A 21,938-nucleotide genomic window follows, 5' to 3' on the forward strand; every position below is an offset into this window, starting at 1 on the left:
GTCGCAGGAAAGAGGGTTCAACCATGTACAAGGCCATCGGATCGCGTGGATCCCGCGTCAGCCGCGTTCTGTGGATGCTCGAGGAACTCGGGCAGCCCTATGAATTCGTCGAGGTCAAATTGCGTTCGCCCGAAGCCTATGCGCTCAACCCGTCGGGCAAGGTGCCGATCCTGATCGATGGCGAACTGACGGTGACTGATTCGGCGGCAATCTGCGTCTATCTCGCCGACAAGCACGCCGACAAAGGCATGGGCGCCAATCCAGGTGTGGCCGGACGCGCCGAAATGGATTCCTGGATGCATTTTGCCCAGTCCGAGTTCGAAGCGCCGCTGTGGAACAAGCTGCGCCACCGCTTCCTGTTGCCGAAGGACGTGCGGGTCGATGTCGGCCCCGCCGCCGCCTACGATTTCGCCTCGGAGGCCAAGGCGCTCGACGGCCGGCTGGGGGATCGGGAGTTTGCGCTGGGCGACCGGTTTTCCGCCGTCGACGTGCTGTTGGGCGACATGGGCGGCTGGGCCCGCGCCGGAAAATTTCCGATCGAATCCGAGCGCGTCAACGCGTATTTCGACCGCGTCCTGGCGCGGCCTGCCCGTGCGAGAGCCCAGGCTAACGGTGGAGCCATGCGATGAAACTCAACCTGAACACCGACTTCACCAAGTTCCCCCGGGCCGTCTCGGTGGTGCCTGCCGGCACTGCCGGAACTACGCCGCCATCCGGCCGTGCCGTCCTGCCCCATGACGAGCGTCATTTGCGCCGCCGCGCCATTGAGCTTGCCGACGGCAGCAAGGTGCTGGTCGATCTGCCCGAGCCCGTGACCTTGAACGATGGCGACCGGCTGGTGCTGGAGGATGGCGGCCAGGTCGAGATCACCGCGGCACCCGAAGAGGTCTATGATATCCGCGCCCGCGATGCGGTGCATCTGACGGAGCTTGCCTGGCATATCGGCAACCGCCATCTGGCGGCAGCGATCGAGCCCGGCCGCATCCTGATCCTGCGCGACCATGTCATCAAGGCTATGCTGGAAGGGCTGGGCGCCACGGTCCGCGAAGTCTCCGAACCGTTCAAGCCGGTGCGCGGCGCCTATTCCGCCCAAGGTGCGCATGGTCACGATCATGGCCATGCGCATGCGCACGCCGAAGCGCATTCCCATGATGGACGTTCCCACGCACACAGCGAGTCGCATTCGCACAGCCATTCCCATGACGGGCACCATCACGATCATGACTGACCAGCCATCCGGCATCGCTTTGCTGCGGCTCATGGCGTGGCTGTCGCCGGCCTTTCCGGTCGGCGGCTTTGCCTACAGCCATGGCCTCGAACGCGCCGGGCAAGACGGGCTGGTTGCCGATACCGCCAGCCTCGCCTTCTGGCTGGAGACGCTGGTCGAGATGGGCTCGGGCTGGAACGACGCCGTGCTCTTCACGGAAGCCTGGCGCCGCGCCCGCGACGGCGGCGATCTCCATGAAATTGCCGATCTCGCCGAAGCGCTGGCCGGCTCGCGTGAGCGTCACACCGAAACCATGCTGCAAGGCGCCGCCTTCCTGAAAGCGGCAGCGGCTTGGGCGAATCCGGTGTTGGGCCGCCTGCCGGCCGAATGCGCCTACTGTGTCGCCGTCGGCGCCGTTGCCGGCGGCAACGGCATCGCGCTTCAGGACGCGATGTCGGCCTTCCTGCAGGCCTTCTTCTCCAACCTCGTCCAGGCGGCGATCCGACTCGGAATCGTCGGCCAGACGGACGCTATGGCCTTGCTCGCCGGCTTCGAGCCGTTGGCGCTGTCGACGGCCGCGCGCGCCGCCGGCTCGACATTGGACGATCTCGGCGGCTGCGCCTTCATCTCCGACATCATGGCGATGAAGCACGAGACGCAGTATTCCAGGCTGTTCCGCTCATGATCGTCCTCGCCTTCGCCCTCTCGGCCGTCCTGCTGCTGATCACCGCGCTGCATGTCTATTGGGGCCTTGGCGGCATCTGGCCGGGCAGGGACGGCGTCTCCTGCGCCCACGCCGTCGTCGGCTTTCGCGGCGTCGACGAGATGCCGACGCCGTTTGCCTGTCTCGCCGTTGCCGCGTGCCTGTGCCTCGCAACCCTGTGGCCGCTGGCGCTGACCGGGGTCTTCGCCACCCCCTTTCCAAGGGAAGGCCTTGCCGCCACAGCGCTGCTCATAGGGCTGGTCTTCCTCGGCCGCGGCATTGCCGGCTTCACGCCGTGGTGGCGCCGTCTGGCGCCGGAACAGCCTTTTGCGCGGCTCGATGTCAGCTTCTATTCGCCGCTCTGCCTGTTGATCGGGCTCAGCTTCGCCATCCTCGCCATCACGGAGTTTTCGGCATGACGGATTTTTCGCTATGACTCAGGCCAACGGTCCCCTGCGTATCGGCATCGGCGGTCCCGTCGGCTCCGGCAAGACGACGCTCACCGAGAAGCTCTGCAAGGCGCTGCGCGACGATTTCTCCATCGCCGTCGTCACCAACGACATCTACACCAAGGAAGACGCCATGATGCTGGCCCGCCTGCAGGCGCTGCCTGAGGACCGCATCGTCGGCGTGGAGACCGGCGGCTGCCCGCACACCGCCATCCGTGAGGACGCCTCGATCAATTTGCAGGCGATCGCCGGACTGAACAGGAAATTCCCCGACCTCGACATCGTCTTCATCGAATCCGGCGGCGACAATCTTGCCGCCACCTTCTCGCCCGACCTCGCCGACCTGACCCTCTATGTCATCTCGGTCTGCCAGGGCGAGGAAATCCCCAGGAAGGGCGGGCCGGCGATCACCCGTTCCGATTTCCTGGTCATCAACAAGAGCGATCTGGCGCCCTATGTGAACGTCAACCTCGATGTCATGGAGAGCGATGCCGCCCGCATGCGCGGCAAGCGCCCGTTCGGTTTCACCGACCTGTCGCGCGGCAAGGGCCTGCAGGAAGTCATCGACTTCATCGTCGAACATGGCGGGCTGCAGTCGGCCCGCTCGGCGGCGTAATGCATGTCGCCCAAAAGTGCGTAGCGGTTTTGGGACAACGGACAATGCGAAGACAGCCTGCCCCAGCAGTTTGCGGTTGCTGGCCACGGCCGAGCGCGGCATTCTCTTAAAAACGGAGGTTTTCGGATGAGCATCGCCCGCCTGCAAAAGGAAACGCTGACCAACCTGCCCTATTATGAGGAGCGCGTCGACCTTGCCGCCGCCTTCCGCTGGACGGCGCGGCTCAACATGCATGAGGCGGTGGCCAACCACTTCTCGCTGTCGGTCAACGAGGACGGCAGCAAATTCCTGATGAACCCCAACCAGGTGCATTTCTCGCGCATCAAGGCGAGCGACCTTTTGCTGATCGACGCCAACGATCCCGAGACGCTGACCAGTCCCAACGCCCCTGACCCTACCGCCTGGGGCCTGCACGGCGCCATTCACCGCAACGTGCCGCATGCGCGCTGCACCATGCATGTGCATTCCATTCATGCCACCGTGCTTGCATCGCTGGCCGACTCGACCCTGCCGCCGATCGATCAGAACTCGGCCATGTTCTTCAACCGCCACGTCGTCGACGCCCATTATGGCGGGCTGGCCTTCGAGGAAGAGGGCGAGCGCTGCTCGCAACTGCTCACCGACCCTAAGGTCAAGGTGATGGTGATGGGCAATCACGGCGTCATGGTCATCGGCGACACCGTCGCCGACGCCTTCAACCGCATGTTCTATTTCGAACGCGCCGCCGAGACCTACATCAAGGCGCTGTGGACCGGCCGTCCGCTGCGCACGCTGTCCGACGCCATTGCCGAAAAGGCCGCCAGCGAAATGGACGACTATCCCGGCCAGGCGGAGCGTCACCTCGCCGAGCTGAAGGCGATCCTCGACGACGAAGAGCCGGTGTACCGCAGCTGAATGAGTTCACCCTTCTCCCCGTTCACGGGGAGAAGGTCCCGCCAGGGGGATGAGGGGCAGCGCCGACGTTCATAGGCTCACTCAGAGTCCCAACTGAGCCCGCAACTCTTCCGCACTGTTGATCACGACAGCGCCCTTCGGTCCTGCCATCGGCGCTTCCGGCCAGAAGATCGTCCGCATCCCCGCGGCCAGGCCTGATGTGGCGCCGGTAACGCTGTCGTCGACGGCCACCGCGTCTGAAGGATCGACGCCGGCCAGCCATGCGGCGCGCAGGAACGGTTCGGGATGCGGCTTGCCTTCGCGCACGTCGTTTCGGCTGATCGTGCGCATGCCGGGATAGATCAGGCCGACGGCGCTCAGATTTGCATCGACGATCACCCGGTCGGAATTGGACACCACCGCCTGCTGCACGCCGAGCGCGCGCAATTCGTTGAACACTTCGATCGCGCCGGGGCGCGGCTTCAGCGTCTCGGCCATCGGCATGTAGTGATCGTATTTGCGCACGATCCAGTCGTCGAAGGGCAGGTCGAGGCCGAACTCGCTGCGCAGCATCTCGTAGACCGGTGCGGCGGCGACGCCCAGCACCCGCTCATGCAGGTCGGCCGGCGGCGTGATACCGACGCTGCGCAGCGCCGCCACCAAGGCCGCCTCATGCAGCGGCTCGCTGTCGACCAGCGTGCCGTCCATATCCCAGAAAACCGCTTTCGGCGTCATGCGAGGCTCCTTTGCCGATCCCCTTAAAGCGTTTGTATCAGGAGATAAACCGCCGAGCCCGTCCGCTGGCGATTTTCGCTGGGTTGGTTGCCGCGCGGCGGCCGGATCGAAGCAGCAAGCAATTGCCCTGCCGATAGACAATTGCGCGCCGACACATTCCCTGCAAGACTATGACGCTTCGCCTAAGGGCGGGCAAAGGGGCAGGGCTGGAGGCACATTTTGAATTCGCGGCAAGACGGCGGCAGCAGCAGGCTGGACGAGGCAGCGCGCGCCGGCTGGCTTTATTATGTTGCCGGCAACACCCAGGACCAGATCGCCGCCACGCTCGGCATTTCCCGGCAGACGGCGCAGCGGCTGGTGTCGCTGGCGGTGTCGGAGGGGCTGATCAAGGTTCGCGTCGATCACCCGATCGCCAATTGCCTTGATCTCGCAGCTAGACTGAAGTCACGCTTCGCGCTCGACCTCGTCGAAGTGGTGCCGAGCGATCCAACCTCATCCTCGACCACGATCGGCATTGCCGAGGCGGCCGCGGCCGAGATCGAGCGGCGGCTGCGGTCACCGACGCCCATCGTCTTGGCCATCGGCACCGGCCGCACGCTGAAGGCGGCGATCGAGCAATTGCCGCCGATGGAATGCTCGCAGCACAAGGTTGTGTCCTTGACCGGCAACATCTCGCCCGACGGTTCGGCCGCCTTCTACAACGTCATCTTCACCATGGCCGACCGGGTCAAGGCGCGCTCGTTCCCGATGCCGCTGCCGGTCATCGCCTCGTCGCCGGAAGAGCGCGAGATGCTGCTTGCCCAGCCGATGATCCAACCGACGCTGGCGCTGGCCGCGGAAGCCGACGTGACCTTTGTCGGCATCGGCGATCTCGGCCCGAAGGCGCCGCTCTACGAGGACGGTTTTATCTCGGAAAGCGAGCTGAAGGCGTTGCAAAAGGCTGGCGGCGTCGCCGAGATCGTCGGCTGGGTGTTCGATCGGGAAGGCCGCATGATCGAGGGCATCACCAACGACCGGGTATCGTCGGCAGCCTTGCCGTCACGCGAAAAGTCGCTGGTCATTGCGCTCGCCATGGGCGAGCGCAAATTGCCGGGCATCCTGGCCGCTGTGAACCGCCGGCTGGTCAATGGCCTCATCACCGACGAGCGGACCGCCACGGCCTTGCTCGACGGTTCCTGATAGATTAAGCGGCCCATCGATAAAATCCAACACGTTTATTTGCAGCGCCCGGACGGGTCGTTGCCGTCGAGAAAACCCATGTCGCGCTGCAGATGCGGCGACAACTCCCGGACGTCGACGTAGCCGCGCCGGCGGTGCACAAGCACGGAAAATTCATGCACCAGCAGGGAAAACCAGCTCTGCGCCGGGGTGGAATGGAGTTTTTGCTGTGCCGTGGTCATGATCTTCAGCCTCCGCTATGCTTGAACTTGATTGATCGTTGACACCAGATATCGGCCTGATTGGCTCTTGCCGCCAATCAAACGTCGATCACGACCCATAAGGAGGGCTTATGCCCGATCTCAAGGCACCACAGCTCGCCCAGTTGCCGCCGCTGCAGGCCATCAGGGTGTTCGAAGCCGTCGCGCGGCATCTCTCCTTCACCAAGGCCGCGCAGGAACTCGGCATGACGCAGGCCGCCGCCAGCTATCAGATCAAGCTTCTGGAAGAGCGCATCGGTTCGCCGCTGTTCCTGCGCCAGCCGCGCCAGATCGTGCTGACCGAACCCGGCCAGCGCCTGGCGCCCGCCGTCAGCGAGGCGTTCAGCCTGCTCTCAAGCGCCTATTCCGCCGCGCGTGGGGGCGCCGATGGTGTGCTGTGCGTCTCGACGCTGCTGACCTTTGCCTCGAACTGGCTGGCGCAGCACCTCGGCTCCTTCCAGGTCGCGCATCCGTCGCTGGCGGTGCGCGTCGATACCTCGAACAGGGTGATCGATTTTGCCCGCGAGGACATGGACATCGCTATCCGCTCCGGCAGCGGCAAGTGGCCTGGAGTGGAGACCCATCTTTTGTTCAAGGCCGATTTCACCCCGGTGCTGAGCCCGGCACTCGCTGCCACCATAGGTGGCGTCCACGAACCCGCCGACCTGTTCAAGCTGCCCATTCTCGATCCCGGCGACATCTGGTGGCGGGAATGGTTCGCCCTTGCCGGCGTCCCGGCGGACGAACTTGCCAGGCGCACCGGCACCAGCATGGGCGCGCAGGCCTATGAGGCGAACGCGGCCATCGCCGGCCATGGTGTGGCGATCCTGACCACCGCATTGTTCAAGACCGAGCTCGCCGCCGGCCGCCTGATCCAGCCCTTCGACCTAGTCGGCGACGACGGCCACGCCTATTGGCTGGTCTACCCGACGGCGCGTCGCAACGTGCCGAAGATAAAAGCCTTCCGGGACTGGATCCTGGCCGAGATCGCCTGCGCCTGAGGGCGAGCGATTCGCGGATTGATTTCCGAGATGCAAAGCGAGCCATGGATCCGCGACGAATGCTCGCTTTCGCGGACAAACAGCTGCGATCGGGCCACCCGGTTAACCAAGCTTGACAAAAACGCTGTCGATATCACTCGCCCGGCATAGGCTTGTGCTTGTGACGACCCAATTGAGCAGGATCAATCGTCTGCAGATTGAAACAGGGTCGATCAGCCGGCTGATGAAAGTCTATCGCGTCGAAGAAATCGAAAACAACACCGTGCGCACGACGCAGGTGATCGAAGCATTTACGCCGTTTCAAGCTGCCGTGAAGGCAATCGGCCGGGAAGTTAGGCTGCGCAAGGACGAGCCCAGCTGGATCCAGGTGACGGAAGTGCTGACCAGAGCCAAGCAAACACGCGACGGCAGGGTTTTCGAATATTCCGTGGGAAGCTACCCGTCCCACGGCTGATGGACTCGGCCCTATCGCTCCCCTGGCGCGACGATTGGGTTGCGATGGGTCGGCATCAACGCGCTCTCACATCCCCTGCAAACAGCTTCCCAAATCGGTTCAATATCCTCTACGCGCGCAACGCCGCGCTCCGCCTTGCGTGCTGCGCTGCAGCATCGAATCTGGCTTGACATAATTTATGCCAAGTGAGTAATTGCCCATTACCAAGGCAAATGCTCATCTTGGTTCATGGGAGGAATTTGATGAAACTGCGCACGCTCACCCTGGGCTTGTTGTCGGCCAGCGCTTTCGCTTTTGCCGCACACGCCGAATCCATCACCATCGCCACGGTCAACAATGGCGACATGGTCCGCATGCAAAAGCTGACGGACGACTTCACCAAGGCGAACCCCGACATCCAGCTGAACTGGGTCACGCTCGAAGAGAACGTGCTGCGCGAGCGCGTCACCACCGACATCGCAACCAAGGGCGGCCAGTATGACGTGATGACGATCGGCACCTACGAGGTTCCGATCTGGGCCAAGCAGAGCTGGCTGTTGCCGCTCGACAAGCTCGGCGACGACTATGACGCCAAGGACATCATCCCGGCCATCGCCGGCGGCCTCTCGGTCGACGGCAAGCTCTATGCCGCGCCCTTCTACGGCGAAAGCTCCTTCGTCATGTACCGCAAGGACCTGATCGAGAAGGCCGGGCTGACCATGCCCGATGCCCCGACGTGGGACTTCATCAAGCAGGCGGCCGACAAGATGACCGACCGCGCCAATGGCGTGAACGGCGTATGCCTGCGCGGCAAGGCCGGCTGGGGCGAGAACACGGCGTTCCTGACGGCCATGTCCAACTCGTTTGGCGCCCGCTGGTTCGACGAGAACTGGAAGCCGCAGTTCGACCAACCGGAATGGAAGAACACACTGCAGTTCTATGTCGACCTGATGAAGGCCGACGGTCCGGAAGGCGCTTCGTCCAACGGCTTCAACGAGAATCTGGCTCTGTTCCAGCAAGGCAAGTGCGGCATGTGGATCGACGCCACCGTGGCTGCGTCCTTCGTCTCGGATCCGAAGGCCTCGAAGGTGGCCGACAAGGTCGGTTATGCTTTGGCGCCGGACAATGGCCTCGGCAAGCGCGCCAACTGGCTCTGGGCATGGTCGCTGGCGATCCCCGCAGGCACGCAGAAGGCGGAATCCGCCCAGAAGTTCGTCTCATGGGCGACCAGCAAGCACTATGCCGAACTGGTCGCTTCCAAGGAAGGCTGGGCCAACGTTCCTCCGGGAACGCGTTCCTCGCTCTACGCCAATCCCGAGTACCAGAAGGCGGCCCCGTTCGCCAAGATGACGCTGGACTCGATCAATGCCGCCGATCCGGCGCATCCGACGGTCAAGCCGGTGCCCTATGTCGGTGTGCAGTTCGTCGCCATTCCTGAGTTCCAGGGCCTCGGCACAACCGTTGGCCAGCTGTTCTCGGCGGCGCTCGCCGGCCAGACCAGCGTAGACGACGCGCTCAAGCAGGCGCAGGACGCCGCCACGGCGACCATGACCGAAGGCGGTTATATCAAGTAAGGCTCCTCCCGGTGCCGAACGCCGGTCGCCTCCTGACCGGCGATGGCCGCCCGAGTCCCAGTTCGGGCGGCCGCTTTTTCCCCGCTGTGAAAATTCAGTCCGACTAGTGAAGGGTGACCGTCATGGCTACTCAGCAGACCCGTTCGCTTGCCCGCTTCATGATGGCGCCGTCCGTCGTGTTGCTGTTCGTCTGGATGATCGTGCCGCTGGTCATCACCTTTTGGTTCTCCTTCCAGCAATACAATCCGCTGAACCCGATCCGCGACGGCTTCGTCTGGTTCTCGAATTACTCGCTGTTCTATTCCAACCCGGCATTCCTGCAGTCGATCCTCAACACGCTGGTCCTGGTCGGCAGCGTGCTGCTGATCACCGTCATCGGCGGCATCATGCTGGCGCTGTTGATCGATCAGCCGATGTGGGGACAGGGGATCGTCCGCATCCTCGTCATCTCTCCGTTCTTCGTCATGCCGCCGGTGGCTGCACTTGTCTGGAAGAACATGATCATGCACCCGCAATACGGCGTCTTTGCCGACATTGCGCGCTTCTTCGGGGCTCAACCGATCGACTGGTTCGGGCAGCATCCGATGCTTGCCATCATCATCATCGTCGCCTGGCAATGGCTGCCCTTCGCAACGCTGATCCTGCTGACCGCATTGCAGTCGCTCGACGGCGAGCAGAAGGAAGCCGCCGAGATGGACGGCGCCGGCTTCGTCAGCCGCTTCATCTATCTGACGCTGCCGCACATGTCGCGCGCCATCACCGTCGTCATCCTGATCCAGACCATCTTCCTGCTGTCGGTCTATGCCGAAATCCTGGTCACCACCAATGGCGGACCCGGCTATGCCTCCACCAACCTGCCCTTCCTCGTCTACCAGAAGGCATTGCTGGAGTTCAAAATCGGCCAGGCATCGGCCGGCGGTGTCATCGCCGTCATTCTCGCCAACATCGTCGCCTTCTTCGCCATGCGCGCGGTGGGCAAGAACCTGGACAAGTAAGGGAGGATACGATGGCACGTGCAGTCACCACCCAACACAAGATCATTGCGACAGGCGCCGCCTGGATCGTCGCGCTGCTGATCTTCTTCCCGATCCTCTACACGATCATCACCTCGTTCAAGTCGGAGCAGGAGGCCATCCAGGGCTTCGCGCTGATCCCGTCGGGGACGTTCGAGAGCTATACCGAGGTCCAGGCGCAGAGCGGCTACTTCAAGTTCTTCTTCAACTCGGTGCTGCTCTCGGTCGGCTCGACCATCCTGGCCCTGATAGTCGCGGTTCCGGCCGCCTGGTCGATGGCCTTCTCGCCGAGCAAGTGGACCAAGGACATCCTGATGTGGATGCTCTCGACCAAGATGATGCCGGCGGTTGCCGTGCTATTCCCGATCTACCTCATCTTCCGCGATGCCGGACTGCTCGACAGCCGCATCGGCCTGATGATCATGCTGATGCTGATCAACCTGCCGATCGTGATCTGGATGCTCTACACCTACTTCCGCGAAATCCCCGGCGAAATCCTGGAGGCGGCACGCATGGACGGCGCCACCCTGTGGGGCGAGATCGTCTATGTGCTGACCCCCATGGCCGTGCCGGGCATCGCATCGACCATGCTGCTCAACATCATCCTGGCATGGAACGAAGCGTTCTGGACCATCCGCCTGACCACCACCGAGGCGGCGCCGCTGACGGCCTTCATCAGTTCGTTCTCAAGCCCGCAAGGCCTGTTCTGGGCCAAGCTTTCGGCGGCCTCGACGCTGGCCATCGCCCCCATCCTGATCATGGGCTGGTTCAGCCAGAAGCAGCTGGTGCGCGGCCTGACATTCGGCGCGGTAAAATAACGGACGTTGCCTGAAGCAATCCGGCCAAATAACCCCTCGGGGAGGAAACCATGGGAAACATCACGCTCAAGAACGTCTCCAAGCATTTCGGATCGACGGTCATCATTCCAGGCCTCGACCTGGTCATCGAGAATGGCGAGTTCGTCGTCTTCGTCGGGCCGTCGGGTTGCGGCAAGTCCACGTTGCTGCGCCTCATCGCCGGGCTCGAGGACACCAGCGGGGGCACCATCAACATCGATGGCCGTGACGTCACCGGCGAGGCGCCGGCCAAGCGCAAGCTGGCCATGGTATTCCAGTCTTATGCGCTCTATCCGCATATGACGGTGGCCAAGAACATCGGCTTCCCGCTGAAGATGGCGGGCGAGGATGTGGCGACGATCGACAAGAAGGTGAAGGACGCAGCCCGGGTCCTCAACCTCACCAACTATCTCGAACGCCGGCCCGGCCAGCTCTCCGGCGGCCAGCGGCAACGCGTCGCCATCGGCCGCGCCATCGTGCGCCAGCCCTCGGCATTCCTGTTCGACGAGCCGCTGTCCAACCTCGATGCCGCACTGCGCGGCACCATGCGGCTCGAAATCAGCGAGCTGCACCATCAGCTCAAGACGACGATGGTCTACGTCACCCACGACCAGATCGAAGCCATGACCATGGCCGACAAAATCGTCGTGCTCAACGCCGGCAACATCGAACAGGTCGGCTCGCCGATGGAACTCTACAAGTCGCCGAAGAACCTGTTCGTGGCGGGCTTCATCGGTTCGCCGAAAATGAACCTGATCGAAGGTGCGCCGGCGGCCAAATACAACGCCAAGACCATCGGCATTCGTCCTGAGCATATGGGGATATCGACCACCGCGGGTGACTGGAAAGCCCTTGTCGGCGTCGCCGAGCATCTGGGCTCCGACACCTTCCTGCATGTCCAGGCCGACGGCGTCGGTCCGCTGACGGTACGCGCCGATGGCGAACTGGCCGTACGCCACGGCGACACCATCTATTTGACGCCGGACAAGGTCCGCATGCATCGCTTCGGCCCCGACGGAAAGGCGCTGACGCAGTGAGACTGAAAGGCAAATCGGCGCTGATCACCGGATCCGCGCGCGGCATCGGCAGGGCTTTTGCCGAAGCCTACACCCGCGAGGGCGCCACGGTGGCCATTGCCGATATCAATCTGGCGGCTGCCGAAAAGACGGCCGCCGAGATTGGCGCCAACGCCTATCCGGTCAGGCTCGACGTCAGCGACCTCGCTTCGATCCAGGCGGCGGTCAATGCGGTCGAAACAAAGACCGGCGGCCTCGACATACTGATCAACAACGCTGCTTTGTTCGACCTGGCGCCGATCGTCGAGATCACCAAAGCAAGCTACGACAAATTGTTCTCCGTCAACGTCGCCGGCGCCTTGTTCATGCTGCAGGCAGCGGCGCGTTCGATGATCGCAAGGGGCAAGGGCGGCAAGATCATCAACATCGCCAGCCAGGCAGGACGCCGCGGCGAGCCGCTGGTCGCCGTCTATTGCGCCACCAAGGCCGCGGTGATTTCGCTGACCCAGTCCGCCGGGCTCGATCTGATCAAGCACCGCATCAACGTCAATGGCATCGCGCCCGGCGTCGTCGACAGCGATATGTGGGATGAGGTCGATGCGCTGTTCGCCAAATACGAGAACCGGCCGAAAGGCGAGAAGAGGCGGCTGGTCGGTGAGGGCGTGCCCTATGGCCGCATGGGCAAGCCGGAGGACCTGACCGGCATGGCGGTATTCCTGGCCAGCGACGACGCCGAATACATCGTCGCCCAGACCTACAATGTCGATGGCGGCCAATGGATGAGTTGATGGGCCGGGATCACGAAGGCCGCAGCCCGGCCAAAAGGGTAAAAAAATGACCGTGAAACTCTCCTCCTCGATCCTCTCGGAACTCCCCGCCAAGGTCGCCGGTCCCAGATATGATCGCTCCAGGCTCAAACCCGGTATCGTCCATTTCGGCGTCGGCAATTTCCATCGCTCGCATCAGGCGGTCTACCTCGACGATCTCTTCAATTCAGGCATCGGCCATGACTGGGCGCTGGTCGGCGCCGGGGTCTTCGAGGGCGAAAAAATCGGCCGTTCCAAGCTGCAGGAGCAGGACTGGCTGACCACCGTGGTCGAGCAGGATTCCGACCATATGAGCGCCCGCGTCACCGGCGTCATGATCGACTTCCTGACGCCCGGCGATGCCGATGCCATCATCGACCAGCTCGCCGATCCGGCGATCAAGATCGTCTCGCTGACCATCACGGAAGGCGGTTATTTCATCGATCCGGCCTCCGGCAAGTTCAACCCGACCCACCCCGACATCGTCGCCGACGCACAGGGAGGCACGACGCCGAAGACGGTGTTCGGCCTCATCCTGGCCGGGCTGAAGCGCCGCCGTGCCGACGGCATCGTGCCGTTCACCGTCATGTCTTGCGACAACATCCCTCACAACGGCCATGTCACCTCGGATGGCGTCATCGGCCTCGCCCGCCTGATCGATGAGGATCTGGCGAACTGGGTCAGCGACAATGTCGCCTTTCCCAACGGCATGGTCGACCGCATCACCCCCGCCACCTCCGACCGCGAGCGCGGTATTCTCGCCTCGGAGTTCGGCCTCGAGGACAACTGGCCGGTGTTCTGCGAGCCGTTCAAGCAATGGGTGCTGGAAGACCGTTTCACCGACGGCCGCCCGCCGCTGGAAAAGGTCGGTGTGCAATTCGTGAGGGATGTCGCGCCCTATGAACTGATGAAGATCCGCATCCTCAATGGCGGTCATGCCACGATCGCTTATCCCGCAGGGTTGATGGACATCCATTTCGTCCATGAGGCGATGCAGGAGCCGCTGGTGCGCGGCTTCCTCGCCAAGCTCGAGCATGACGAGATCATCCCGACGGTGCCGCCGGTGCCGGACACCGTGCTGGAGGATTATTACCAGCTCATCGAGCACCGCTTTTCCAACCCGAAGATCGGCGACACCATCCGTCGGCTTTGCCTCGACGGTTCCAACCGGCAGCCGAAATTCATCATCCCGACCATTGCCGACCGGCTGAAGGCCGGCAAAGGCGTCGCGGGTCTGGCGCTCGAGTCCGCGCTGTGGTGCCGCTACTGTTTCGGCACCACAGACAGCGGCGCGGTCATCGAGGCCAACGACCCGAGTTGGGACCGGCTGCAGGCAAGCGCGAAGGCGGCGAAGGATAAGCCCGGTGCCTGGCTTGCGATGGAGGATATCTATGGCGGTGTCGGCCGCTCGGCGCCTTTCGCCGAGGCCTTTGCCCATGCGCTCAACGTCTTGTGGGCGAATGGCACGCGCGCGACGCTGACGCGCTATATCTCCGGCAAGCTCTGACGCCAGCCGCAATGACGCCCGAACTGGTCATCTTCGACTGTGACGGCGTGCTGGTCGACAGCGAGGCGCTGTCGGTTTCGGCTCTGCTCGGCATGATCTCTGCCGCCGGGGGCTCGGTCAGCGAGGATGCCGCCTACGAGCATTTCCTCGGCAAGAGCATGAAGAGCGTGCGCGAGATACTTCTTCGCGATTTCACCATCGACATCACCGACGTGCATCTTACCGACATGCGCGTCGAACTGATGCGCAAATTCCGCGAGGAGCTGAAGCCGATTCCCGGCATCAGCGACATCCTGCCGAGGCTGGGCGTACCCTGCTGCGTCGCTTCCTCCGGCACGCTCGACCGGATACGCTACGCGCTCGACGTCACCGGTCTGCTCGGCCTGCTCGAGCCGCATCTGTTCAGTGCCGCCATGGTCGCGCGCGGCAAGCCGGCGCCGGATCTTTTTCTCCATGCCGCCGCCGCCATGGGCGCGCATCCCGGTAATTGCATCGTAATCGAGGACAGCCCTGCCGGCATCGCGGCGGCGCGTGCGGCCGGCATGCGCGTCTTTGCTTTCACCGGCGGTTCGCACGCCGGCAACCCGGCCTTGAAAGCGCGGCTTGCGTCGAGTGAACCGGACTTTATATTCGCGGACATGCTGCAATTGCCCGATCTGATTGCAGGCTAGAGCATGATGCCGAAAAGTGTGAAGCGGTTTTCGGACGACATCATGCTCTACTTCTTTGATTTAGAGACGGATTCAGATTTCAGGTCGAACAGACCTGAAATCATACGGCTCTAGGGAGCGAGAGTAAAAGCATCTTGACGAAGAGCTTCGTTTGCGCGGTCGATGTCGGCACCGGGAGCGCCCGTGCGGGCATTCTCGACATGTCAGGCACCTTGCTCGGCCGCGCCGAGCATCCGATCGTCATGAACCAGCCGAAGGCCGATCACGCCGAGCACAATTCGCAGGATATCTGGTCGGCTGTGTGCATTGCCGTACGTGCCGCGCGCGAAAAGGCCGGTGTGTCAGCCGACGATATTGTCGGCATGTCGTTCGACGCCACCTGCTCGCTGGTGGTGCTGGACAGGAATGCCGGCCAGCTCAGCGTCTCGGTGACGGGCGAACGGCGCTGGGACACCATCGTCTGGCTCGACCATCGCGCCATCGCCGAGGCAGATGAATGCACCGATAGCGGCCACGCCGTACTCGACTATATCGGTGGCGTCATGTCGCCGGAAATGGCGACGCCGAAGCTGATGTGGCTGAAGCGCAATCTGCCGGGAACTTGGCATGAAGCCGGCTACCTGTTCGACCTCACCGATTTCCTGACCTGGAAGGCGACCGGGTCGCTGGCGCGCTCGCAATGCACGCTGACCGCCAAATGGACCTATCTGGCGCATGAGGAAACCGGCTGGCGCCGTGACTTCTTCGACAGGGTCGGGCTTGGCGATCTGTTCGAACACGGCAGCCTGCCGGAGAAGGCAAGTGCTGTCGGCGAAGACATCGGCACGCTCACCCCTGAAGCGGCGGCGGAGTTGGGCTTGAGCGAAAACTGTCGGGTCGGCGCCGGCGTCATCGATGCCTATGCCGGCGCGCTTGGCGTGCTCGGCGGCTTTGCTGGCGACGAGCAGAATATCGGCCGCCATCTGGCGCTGATAGCCGGCACCTCGTCCTGCGTCATGGCGATGTCGCCCGACCCGCAGCCTTTCGCCGGCGTCTGGGGTCCATACTATGGTGCGGCACTGCCAAAGCTGTGGCTGTCGGAAGGCGGACAGTCGGCCACTGGTGCCTTGCTCGACCACATCATTCGCTGGCATGGCGCCGGCGGCGAGCCGGATGCGGCCATGCATGCCAAGATCGCCAGGCGCGTCGCTGAACTGCGTAGCACCGAAGGCGACAAGCTGGCGGCGAGGTTGCATGTGCTGCCGGATTTCCACGGCAACCGCTCGCCGCTTGCCGACCCGCATGCCGTCGGCGTGGTCAGCGGGCTGACGCTGGATTCCTCCTTCGACAGCCTGTGCAAGCTCTATTGGCGCACCGCCGTCGGCATCGCACTCGGCGTGCGCCATGTGCTGGAGGCGCTGAACGAGAACGGCTATCTCATCGACACGCTGCATGTCACCGGCGGCCACACCAAGAACCCGTTGCTGATGGAGCTTTATGCCGACGCCACCGGCTGCGCGGTGATCGAGCCGCTGGCCGACGAAGCCGTTCTGCTCGGCACCGGCATGGTCGCCGCCACCGCGGCCGGTCTGTTCCCGGACCTGAATGCCGCTTGCGTCGCCATGCAGCAAGGCGGCAGGGCGCGCACCTCGAACCCGGCCGCGTCAGGCCGCTTCGACCGCGACTACAGGATCTTCCTCGAAATGCACCGCCAGCGGCAGGAGCTCGACGCCATCAGCTAGAGCAATTCCAGGAAAGGTCTGAAACGGTTTTCCGTCCGGAATTGCGTACCAAATCTAGGCCTCCTCTCGCCTGCGCAAGGATGCGCCCGTTGCCGCGTCGAACAGATGCACGCTCTCCTCCTCGAATGTGTAGCGCACAGGCGCGCGCAACGCCGGGCATTCGCGGGTTGATACCAACGCACCGACCTCCTTGCCGCCGCAGGCGAACGTCACCAGCGCGTCATTGCCATGGAACTCGATGAGGTCGGCGGTGCCTTGCAGAAGATTGATGCTCTGAGCGCCGGCGGTCTTCAGGTCCGGCGGTCGGATTCCAAGCACGGCGCGCTGGACGCCGCGCAGATCGAAGCCCAGGCCTTCTATGGAGAAGGTCGAGCCGCCGCCTGTCAGCGTCCAGCGTTCGTCCTTCCGCCCGACGGCCACGTCGATGAAATTCATGTTCGGCGTACCGATGAAGCCGGCGACGAACAGATTGCCCGGCTGGCGATAGATCTCCGCAGGCGAGCCGATCTGTTCGATAACGCCATCCCTGAGCAGCACGATCCGGTCGGCCAGCGTCATCGCTTCCAACTGATCGTGGGTGACATAGACGGTGGTGGTCTTCAGCGACTGATGCAGCCGGGCGATCTCGACCCGCATGTGGTTGCGCAGCTTGGCATCGAGATTGGACAGCGGCTCGTCGAACAGGAACACTTTCGGCGTCTTGATCATGGCGCGCGCAATCGCCACGCGCTGCTGCTGGCCGCCGGAAAGTTCGGTCGGCTTGCGGGCGAGGTAAGGTTCGAGGCCGAGCGTCGTTGCCACCGCCTCGACCCGCTTCCGGATCTCGGCCGGGGGCACTTTCTGTCGCTTGAGCCCAAAGGCGATGTTGTCGAAGATCGTCATATGCGGGTAGAGCGCATAGTTCTGGAAAACCATGGCAATGCCGCGCTCGCCGGGCTCGAGATCGTTGACCACTTTGCCGCCGATCGACACTTCCCCGCCGCTGATATCCTCCAGTCCGGCCAGCATCCTGAGCAAGGTCGACTTGCCGCAGCCGGACGGGCCGAGGAATACGACGAATTCGTGCTCCTCGATCGAGAGATTGAGGTCGCGGATGACGGTGCTGGCGCCGTAAGCCTTGTCGACATGGGAGCAAACGATCGCGGGCATGGTCAGCCCTTCTCGCCGGTAAGAAGGATTTGCAGCTTGACGTCTTGCGGCTTGCCTTGCGCCGCCCGCTCGAAGGCCTCGATGCTGTCCGAGAAATCATAAGTGCCGGTGATCAGCGGCTTGAGGTCGACCTTCCCCGAGGCGATCAGCTGCAGCGCGCGGTCGAAGATGTTGGCGTAACGGAACACCGTCTCGATGCGCACTTCCTTGGAGATCGCCGCCGGAACGTTGAGGCTGACCGGTTCGACCGGCAGTCCGACCAGCACCACAGCGCCGCCCGGCCGCACGACATCGAACAGGTCGGCGAATGCCTTCGGGCTGCCGCTCGCCTCGAACACGATATCCGCGCCCCAATTGTCGGTCGCGGCGGAGACTGCGTCGACCAGCGATTGCTCACCTAAATTGACCGGCACGATGCCGGGATATTGCGCGGCAATCTTGAGCTTGGGTGCGGAAAAATCGGAGATCAGCACCTTCGAGCAGCCGCCGGCCAGCGCCGCCAGCGCGATCATGATGCCGATCGGGCCGCAGCCGACGACGACGGCGACGTCGCCAGGCACGATGCGGGCGCGGCTCGCCGCCTGCATGCCGATGGCAAAGGGTTCGACCATCGCGCCTTCGGCGAAGGTGACATTGTCCGGCAGTCTGTAGGTGAAGGCGGCCGGGTGCACGGCATAGGGCGCCAGCACGCCATGCACAGGCGGCGTCGCCCAGAAGGAGACGTCAGGGTCGACATTGTAGATGCCGAGCCTGGTCGCGCGCGACGACAGGTTCGGCACGCCCGGCTCCATGCAGACGCGGTCGCCGACCTTCAGCGTGCCGACATTGGCGCCGATCTCGACGATCGTTCCCGCGGCTTCGTGGCCGAGCACCATCGGGGCCCGCACGACATAGCTGCCGATCGCGCCATGGGTGTAATAGTGCACGTCGCTGCCGCAGACGCCGACCGTGTGGATGGCAATCTTGACATCGCCCGGTCCGACGTCGAGCGGCAGCGCGATCTCGCGCAGCGACAGTTCGCCTTTTTTCTCAAGCACCAGTGCCCGCATAGGTAAGTCCTCGCATCAAGTCTTTTTTTGCCGGAAAACGGAATTCAGGAAGCCGCTGAGCACGCCGAGGAACAGCAGCGGCGGTAGCGACAACAGCACGACCGAGGCGTTGAGGATTCCCCACGGCACGTTCATGCCTTGCTGTGAAAGTTCGGAAGCGACGATCGGCAATGTTTTGGCGTTGGAACTGGACAGCATCAGCGCGATCAGGAATTCGTTCCACACCAGCACGAAGCTGAAGGCGACGGCGCCGATCAGCGAGCGCGCCGCTACCGGCAGCGCAATGCGCCAGAACACCGAGTAAGCGCCGTAGCCGTCGACGAAGGCGGCTTCCTCGATTTCCTTCGGCACGGCCTGGAAGGCGGGAATGGCGAGCCACATGATCACCGAGATGGTGAGCAGCGAATAGGTGACGATCAGCGCCGGCAAGGTGTCGTAGAGCCCGATCTGCAGCCAGATCACCATCAGCGGAATGGCGACTGCCACCGGTGGCAGGAAGCGCAGCGACAACACGAAGAACTGGATGTCCCCAGCGAAGCGGTTGGGATAGCGCGCCACCGCATAGGCTGCCGGAAGGCCGAGCATGACGCCGATCAGCACGGCGACGCCGCAGGAAATGACCGAGTTATAGAGGCCGGTCATGACGCTGTCGCGGCCGATGATGTAGCTGATGTTGTCGAAGGTCGGGGTAAACACCAGGCGCGGCACGCGGGTGATGATGTCGACATTGTTCTTCAGCGAATTGACCGCCGTCCAGGCGAGCGGAAACACCGCCATGAAGCCGGCGAGGGCCAGGATGATCTTGCCGATGAGGCGGCCCGGTCTCATGCGATACGGCCTCATGCCTGCACCCGCTTCCACAGCATGGTGAAGGTGATGACAGTCGCGATCATCATCAGCACCGCCATGGCCGAGGCATAGGACACCTTGCCGGATTCGATGAAGCCTTGCGAGAAGGCGTACATGTCGAGCGTCTCGGTCGCCACGCCCGGCCCGCCGCGCGTCATCACATAAATCAGGTCGAAGGAGCGCAGCGATTCGATCATCTTGACGAACATCAGGCTGATCAGCGGCGCCTTCAGCATAGGCAAGGTCACATAGGCATGGATCTGCCAGCGTTTGGCGTGGTCGAGCCGCGCCGCTTCGATCGGCTGCGGCGGCAAGGTCTCCAGAAGCTTCAGCACGATGACCGCGAAGAACAGTCCCCACTGCCAGACATCGACCGAGGCGACGGCAAACAGGGCCGTCGACGGCTTCGACAGCGGGTCGAAGATCAGCCCGCCGGTGATCAGCCTGTAGGGATAGGTGGCGATGCCGTAGAGCGGATGATAGGCAAACTTCCACACGAAGGCCGCCGAGACACGCGGCAACAGCACCGGGATGATGAACAGCAGGCAGTAGATGTTGCGCAGCCGCGGCGACGCTACTTCGAACATCAGCACGCCGAGCCCGATCGCCACCATCATCGTCGCCACCACGGTGACGATTTCCCACTTCACCGAAACCCAGACCGCGTTGAGGAAACGCCGGTCGGCGAACAGGTCGATGAAGTTCGACAGCCAGACCCAGGAATAGTCCGACGAGCTCAGCTCGCGGTTCTGCAGCGCAATGACGATGGCGTACAGCGTCGGCACCATCGACAGCACCAGAAGAATGGCGAGCGTCGGAACCAGAAACGTCACGGGCAGGGAAGAGCGTCGGCGCATTGCCTATCCTCGGGCTGTGCCTTTTTGGGGAGAACCCGCGGCGCACAGGTCCCGGCATCCGGTCGAATGCCGTGGACCGCGCGCCGCGGGCGGGAGGATTACTTCTTCTTCACCAGCTCGTTGGCGTAGGCCTCGAGTTCGTCGAGGCCGCCCTTGACGTCGGTGCGCGTGCCGGTGACCAGCTCTTCCAGGATGATGCCCCAGCGGTCGCCGAGATCCGGCCAGCGCGGATCCTGCCAGAAGTTCACCGCCGTCACCTTGCCGGTATCGGCAAGCGCCTGGCCGAGATCGGCGCCGTAAATGTCGGCGAACTCCTTGCTGGACAGCACGCTGGTGCGGTTGAGCTCGCCGAATTGGTGCGCGTCGAGCCGGCGCTTCTCGTTCTCCTTCGACGTCGCCCAGGCGATGAACAGGCCGGCGCATTGCTTCGCGGCGTCATCGGCATTGGCCTTGGCGGCGATGGCGAGGCCGTGGCCGTAGCCGCCGCCGGTCAGTGGCGAGGGCGGCGGCAGGAAGCCGATCTTGCCAACCACTTGCGAGGTCTTCGGGTCGACCGCCATGCCCGACAGCGGCGTCGATTCGACCAAGATGGCAACCTGGCCCGACAGGAAGGCGCCGGTCGATTCATCCCAGCTGCCGGTCTGCGTGCCGGGCGCTGAATCCTTGAACAGTTTAAGATAGGTCTCGGTCGCTTTGACCGCGGCCTCGGAGTTGAAAGCCGGCTTGTCACCGTCGAACCATTTTCCGCCATAGGCCTTGAAGAACGGCATCCAGCGCCAGACATTGGCGCCCGAGCCACGCGCGCCGCGCAGCGCGATGCCGTACATGCCCTTGTCGGGATCTGTCAGCTTCGGCACGTCGGCGATCAACTCGTCCAGCGTCTTCGGCGGCTGGATGCCGGCGGCTTCCAGAATGTCCTTGCGGTAGACCATCAGGTCGCCGCCGCCGGTCAGCGGCGCGAACCACACCTTGCCGTCATAGGTGGCGACCTTCTGCCGGCCCGGGTCGAAATCGGCGTAGTCGTAGTCAGCCGGGTAATAGTCGGTGAGCGGCACGATCCATTTCGACGAGGCGAACAGCGCGACATTGGCTTCGTCGACATAGTAGACGTTGTAGTTGCCGACCGTGGACGCATCGGCGCGCGACTTTGCCCGGCGGTCGTTCTCGTTGAGATAGTCGATCTGGAAGCTGGCGCCGGCCAGTTTCTGGAACTCGTCCTTGGACGCCTCCAGCAGCGTCAGCCCGTCACGCGGTTGCGCCAGCACCTTGACCGGTGCCGAGCAGACCGGCGCCGCCAGCGCCATGGTCGAGAGGGTCGTGGTAAGCATGAAAGCTGCGCTTATGCTCGCAGCGAGCCGAATTGGTTTCATTGATTTTCTCCTCCAGGAACAGTCGCAGGAAGCGGAAGTCTTCGGTTGCGCGATCCTCGCCATCGCCCGAGCGACAAGCCACCCA

General features: G+C 63.3%; 24 protein-coding genes. 17 read left to right on the forward strand and 7 right to left on the reverse strand.

The genetic code is table 11. From position 1 onward, the window contains the following. The first annotated feature begins 23 nt into the window (after positions 1–23). The 6 genes from X727_RS143120 to X727_RS143095 all read left to right on the forward strand — a co-directional run bounded on the left by X727_RS143120 (position 24) and on the right by X727_RS143095 (position 3,869). Entirely contained in the window at positions 24–629 is a 606-nt protein-coding gene (locus tag X727_RS143120) for a glutathione S-transferase family protein (RefSeq protein WP_023683600.1), read from the forward strand. Further along, a complete protein-coding gene (gene ureE, locus X727_RS143115) occupies positions 626–1,228 on the forward strand; it encodes an urease accessory protein UreE (RefSeq protein ID WP_023683599.1) in 603 nt (200 codons plus the stop codon). The genes X727_RS143120 and ureE overlap by 4 nt, the downstream gene beginning before the upstream one ends. Next, positions 1,221–1,892, forward strand: coding sequence for an urease accessory protein UreF (locus tag X727_RS143110; protein ID WP_023683598.1), 672 nt, complete (start codon positions 1,221–1,223; stop codon positions 1,890–1,892). Before ureE ends, X727_RS143110 begins: the two co-directional genes overlap by 8 nt. After that, positions 1,889–2,329, forward strand: a complete 441-nt coding sequence (locus tag X727_RS143105) for a DUF3995 domain-containing protein (protein WP_023683597.1) — start codon at positions 1,889–1,891, stop codon at positions 2,327–2,329. Before X727_RS143110 ends, X727_RS143105 begins: the two co-directional genes overlap by 4 nt. A gap of 13 nt (positions 2,330–2,342) precedes the next feature. Next, entirely contained in the window at positions 2,343–2,975 is a 633-nt protein-coding gene (gene ureG, locus X727_RS143100; protein ID WP_023671240.1) for an urease accessory protein UreG, read from the forward strand. Between the two features lie 126 nt (positions 2,976–3,101). After that, complete coding sequence (locus X727_RS143095) at positions 3,102–3,869, forward strand: class II aldolase and adducin N-terminal domain-containing protein (protein WP_023683596.1); 768 nt, start codon at positions 3,102–3,104, stop codon at positions 3,867–3,869. 81 nt (positions 3,870–3,950) lie between these two features. On the opposite strand, the gene X727_RS143090 is transcribed toward X727_RS143095, so the two are convergent. Continuing rightward, positions 3,951–4,583, reverse strand: a complete 633-nt coding sequence (locus X727_RS143090) for an HAD family phosphatase (protein ID WP_023671242.1) — start codon at positions 4,581–4,583, stop codon at positions 3,951–3,953. A gap of 219 nt (positions 4,584–4,802) precedes the next feature. On the opposite strand from X727_RS143090, the gene X727_RS143085 reads away from it, so the two are divergent. Continuing rightward, on the forward strand, positions 4,803–5,762 hold the full coding sequence (locus X727_RS143085) for a sugar-binding transcriptional regulator (protein ID WP_023671243.1): 960 nt from the start codon (positions 4,803–4,805) through the stop codon (positions 5,760–5,762). Positions 5,763–5,797: 35 nt separating this feature from the next. On the opposite strand, the gene X727_RS143080 is transcribed toward X727_RS143085, so the two are convergent. Further along, complete coding sequence (locus tag X727_RS143080; RefSeq protein WP_023834773.1) at positions 5,798–5,983, reverse strand: hypothetical protein; 186 nt, start codon at positions 5,981–5,983, stop codon at positions 5,798–5,800. A 110-nt stretch (positions 5,984–6,093) separates the two neighbouring features. Between X727_RS143080 and X727_RS143075 the strand changes: the two genes are divergently transcribed. From X727_RS143075 to X727_RS143030, 10 genes are all read left to right on the forward strand, one after another. Further along, entirely contained in the window at positions 6,094–7,002 is a 909-nt protein-coding gene (locus tag X727_RS143075; protein ID WP_023671245.1) for a LysR substrate-binding domain-containing protein, read from the forward strand. Between the two features lie 112 nt (positions 7,003–7,114). After that, positions 7,115–7,456, forward strand: coding sequence for a hypothetical protein (locus X727_RS143070; RefSeq protein ID WP_155923262.1), 342 nt, complete (start codon positions 7,115–7,117; stop codon positions 7,454–7,456). A gap of 242 nt (positions 7,457–7,698) precedes the next feature. Further along, on the forward strand, positions 7,699–9,009 hold the full coding sequence (locus X727_RS143065; RefSeq protein WP_023746514.1) for a sugar ABC transporter substrate-binding protein: 1,311 nt from the start codon (positions 7,699–7,701) through the stop codon (positions 9,007–9,009). Positions 9,010–9,131: 122 nt separating this feature from the next. Continuing rightward, positions 9,132–10,004 (forward strand): sugar ABC transporter permease, encoded by an 873-nt coding sequence (locus X727_RS143060; RefSeq protein ID WP_023711367.1) that lies wholly within the window; start codon positions 9,132–9,134, stop codon positions 10,002–10,004. Positions 10,005–10,015: 11 nt separating this feature from the next. Next, complete coding sequence (locus X727_RS143055) at positions 10,016–10,840, forward strand: carbohydrate ABC transporter permease (RefSeq protein ID WP_023829333.1); 825 nt, start codon at positions 10,016–10,018, stop codon at positions 10,838–10,840. A gap of 50 nt (positions 10,841–10,890) precedes the next feature. Next, complete coding sequence (locus tag X727_RS143050; RefSeq protein WP_023689168.1) at positions 10,891–11,895, forward strand: ABC transporter ATP-binding protein; 1,005 nt, start codon at positions 10,891–10,893, stop codon at positions 11,893–11,895. Beyond that, entirely contained in the window at positions 11,892–12,662 is a 771-nt protein-coding gene (locus X727_RS143045) for an L-iditol 2-dehydrogenase (RefSeq protein ID WP_023834774.1), read from the forward strand. The genes X727_RS143050 and X727_RS143045 overlap by 4 nt, the downstream gene beginning before the upstream one ends. Positions 12,663–12,708: 46 nt before the next feature. Continuing rightward, the gene (locus X727_RS143040; protein WP_023834775.1) at positions 12,709–14,187 is read left to right on the forward strand and encodes a mannitol dehydrogenase family protein; all 1,479 of its coding nucleotides are present in this window, start codon (positions 12,709–12,711) and stop codon (positions 14,185–14,187) included. 11 nt (positions 14,188–14,198) lie between these two features. Then, a complete protein-coding gene (locus X727_RS143035) occupies positions 14,199–14,858 on the forward strand; it encodes an HAD family hydrolase (RefSeq protein WP_023689170.1) in 660 nt (219 codons plus the stop codon). Between the two features lie 134 nt (positions 14,859–14,992). After that, positions 14,993–16,579, forward strand: coding sequence for an FGGY-family carbohydrate kinase (locus X727_RS143030; RefSeq protein WP_023834776.1), 1,587 nt, complete (start codon positions 14,993–14,995; stop codon positions 16,577–16,579). Positions 16,580–16,633: 54 nt separating this feature from the next. Here the strand turns inward: X727_RS143030 and ugpC are convergent, their stop codons facing one another. The 5 genes from ugpC to X727_RS143005 form a co-directional block, all read right to left on the reverse strand. Then, positions 16,634–17,728, reverse strand: a complete 1,095-nt coding sequence (ugpC, locus tag X727_RS143025) for a sn-glycerol-3-phosphate ABC transporter ATP-binding protein UgpC (protein WP_023834777.1) — start codon at positions 17,726–17,728, stop codon at positions 16,634–16,636. Positions 17,729–17,730: 2 nt separating this feature from the next. Continuing rightward, complete coding sequence (locus X727_RS143020) at positions 17,731–18,777, reverse strand: NAD(P)-dependent alcohol dehydrogenase (protein ID WP_023834778.1); 1,047 nt, start codon at positions 18,775–18,777, stop codon at positions 17,731–17,733. Positions 18,778–18,792: 15 nt separating this feature from the next. Then, positions 18,793–19,605 carry a carbohydrate ABC transporter permease gene (locus X727_RS143015; RefSeq protein ID WP_023806251.1) on the reverse strand — a complete coding sequence of 271 codons (813 nt, stop codon included), beginning with the start codon at positions 19,603–19,605 and terminating at the stop codon, positions 18,793–18,795. A gap of 11 nt (positions 19,606–19,616) precedes the next feature. Further along, positions 19,617–20,483: a sugar ABC transporter permease gene (locus X727_RS143010; protein WP_023683583.1), complete on the reverse strand. Its 867-nt coding sequence runs from the start codon at positions 20,481–20,483 to the stop codon at positions 19,617–19,619. 98 nt (positions 20,484–20,581) lie between these two features. Next, on the reverse strand, positions 20,582–21,853 hold the full coding sequence (locus X727_RS143005) for a sugar ABC transporter substrate-binding protein (protein WP_023693095.1): 1,272 nt from the start codon (positions 21,851–21,853) through the stop codon (positions 20,582–20,584). Between the last annotated feature and the right edge of the window lie 85 nt (positions 21,854–21,938).

Source organism: Mesorhizobium sp. L103C105A0, assembly GCF_000502215.1.
GTDB lineage: Bacteria > Pseudomonadota > Alphaproteobacteria > Rhizobiales > Rhizobiaceae > Mesorhizobium.

Excerpts from the sequence above, each read along its gene's own strand:
- X727_RS143035 (WP_023689170.1), top strand. The coding sequence starts at position 14,199 with ATGACGCCCGAACTGGTCATCTTCGACTGTGACGGCGTGCTGGTCGAC.
- X727_RS143020 (WP_023834778.1), bottom strand. The coding sequence starts at position 18,777 with ATGCGGGCACTGGTGCTTGAGAAAAAAGGCGAACTGTCGCTGCGCGAG.
- ureG (WP_023671240.1), top strand. The coding sequence starts at position 2,343 with ATGACTCAGGCCAACGGTCCCCTGCGTATCGGCATCGGCGGTCCCGTC.
- X727_RS143075 (WP_023671245.1), top strand. The coding sequence starts at position 6,094 with ATGCCCGATCTCAAGGCACCACAGCTCGCCCAGTTGCCGCCGCTGCAG.
- X727_RS143060 (WP_023711367.1), top strand. The coding sequence starts at position 9,132 with ATGGCTACTCAGCAGACCCGTTCGCTTGCCCGCTTCATGATGGCGCCG.
- X727_RS143005 (WP_023693095.1), bottom strand. The coding sequence starts at position 21,853 with ATGAAACCAATTCGGCTCGCTGCGAGCATAAGCGCAGCTTTCATGCTT.
- X727_RS143105 (WP_023683597.1), top strand. The coding sequence starts at position 1,889 with ATGATCGTCCTCGCCTTCGCCCTCTCGGCCGTCCTGCTGCTGATCACC.
- X727_RS143120 (WP_023683600.1), top strand. The coding sequence starts at position 24 with ATGTACAAGGCCATCGGATCGCGTGGATCCCGCGTCAGCCGCGTTCTG.
- X727_RS143050 (WP_023689168.1), top strand. The coding sequence starts at position 10,891 with ATGGGAAACATCACGCTCAAGAACGTCTCCAAGCATTTCGGATCGACG.
- X727_RS143110 (WP_023683598.1), top strand. The coding sequence starts at position 1,221 with ATGACTGACCAGCCATCCGGCATCGCTTTGCTGCGGCTCATGGCGTGG.
- ugpC (WP_023834777.1), bottom strand. The coding sequence starts at position 17,728 with ATGCCCGCGATCGTTTGCTCCCATGTCGACAAGGCTTACGGCGCCAGC.
- X727_RS143090 (WP_023671242.1), bottom strand. The coding sequence starts at position 4,583 with ATGACGCCGAAAGCGGTTTTCTGGGATATGGACGGCACGCTGGTCGAC.
- ureE (WP_023683599.1), top strand. The coding sequence starts at position 626 with ATGAAACTCAACCTGAACACCGACTTCACCAAGTTCCCCCGGGCCGTC.
- X727_RS143095 (WP_023683596.1), top strand. The coding sequence starts at position 3,102 with ATGAGCATCGCCCGCCTGCAAAAGGAAACGCTGACCAACCTGCCCTAT.
- X727_RS143010 (WP_023683583.1), bottom strand. The coding sequence starts at position 20,483 with ATGCGCCGACGCTCTTCCCTGCCCGTGACGTTTCTGGTTCCGACGCTC.
- X727_RS143040 (WP_023834775.1), top strand. The coding sequence starts at position 12,709 with ATGACCGTGAAACTCTCCTCCTCGATCCTCTCGGAACTCCCCGCCAAG.
- X727_RS143055 (WP_023829333.1), top strand. The coding sequence starts at position 10,016 with ATGGCACGTGCAGTCACCACCCAACACAAGATCATTGCGACAGGCGCC.
- X727_RS143080 (WP_023834773.1), bottom strand. The coding sequence starts at position 5,983 with ATGACCACGGCACAGCAAAAACTCCATTCCACCCCGGCGCAGAGCTGG.
- X727_RS143065 (WP_023746514.1), top strand. The coding sequence starts at position 7,699 with ATGAAACTGCGCACGCTCACCCTGGGCTTGTTGTCGGCCAGCGCTTTC.
- X727_RS143015 (WP_023806251.1), bottom strand. The coding sequence starts at position 19,605 with ATGAGACCGGGCCGCCTCATCGGCAAGATCATCCTGGCCCTCGCCGGC.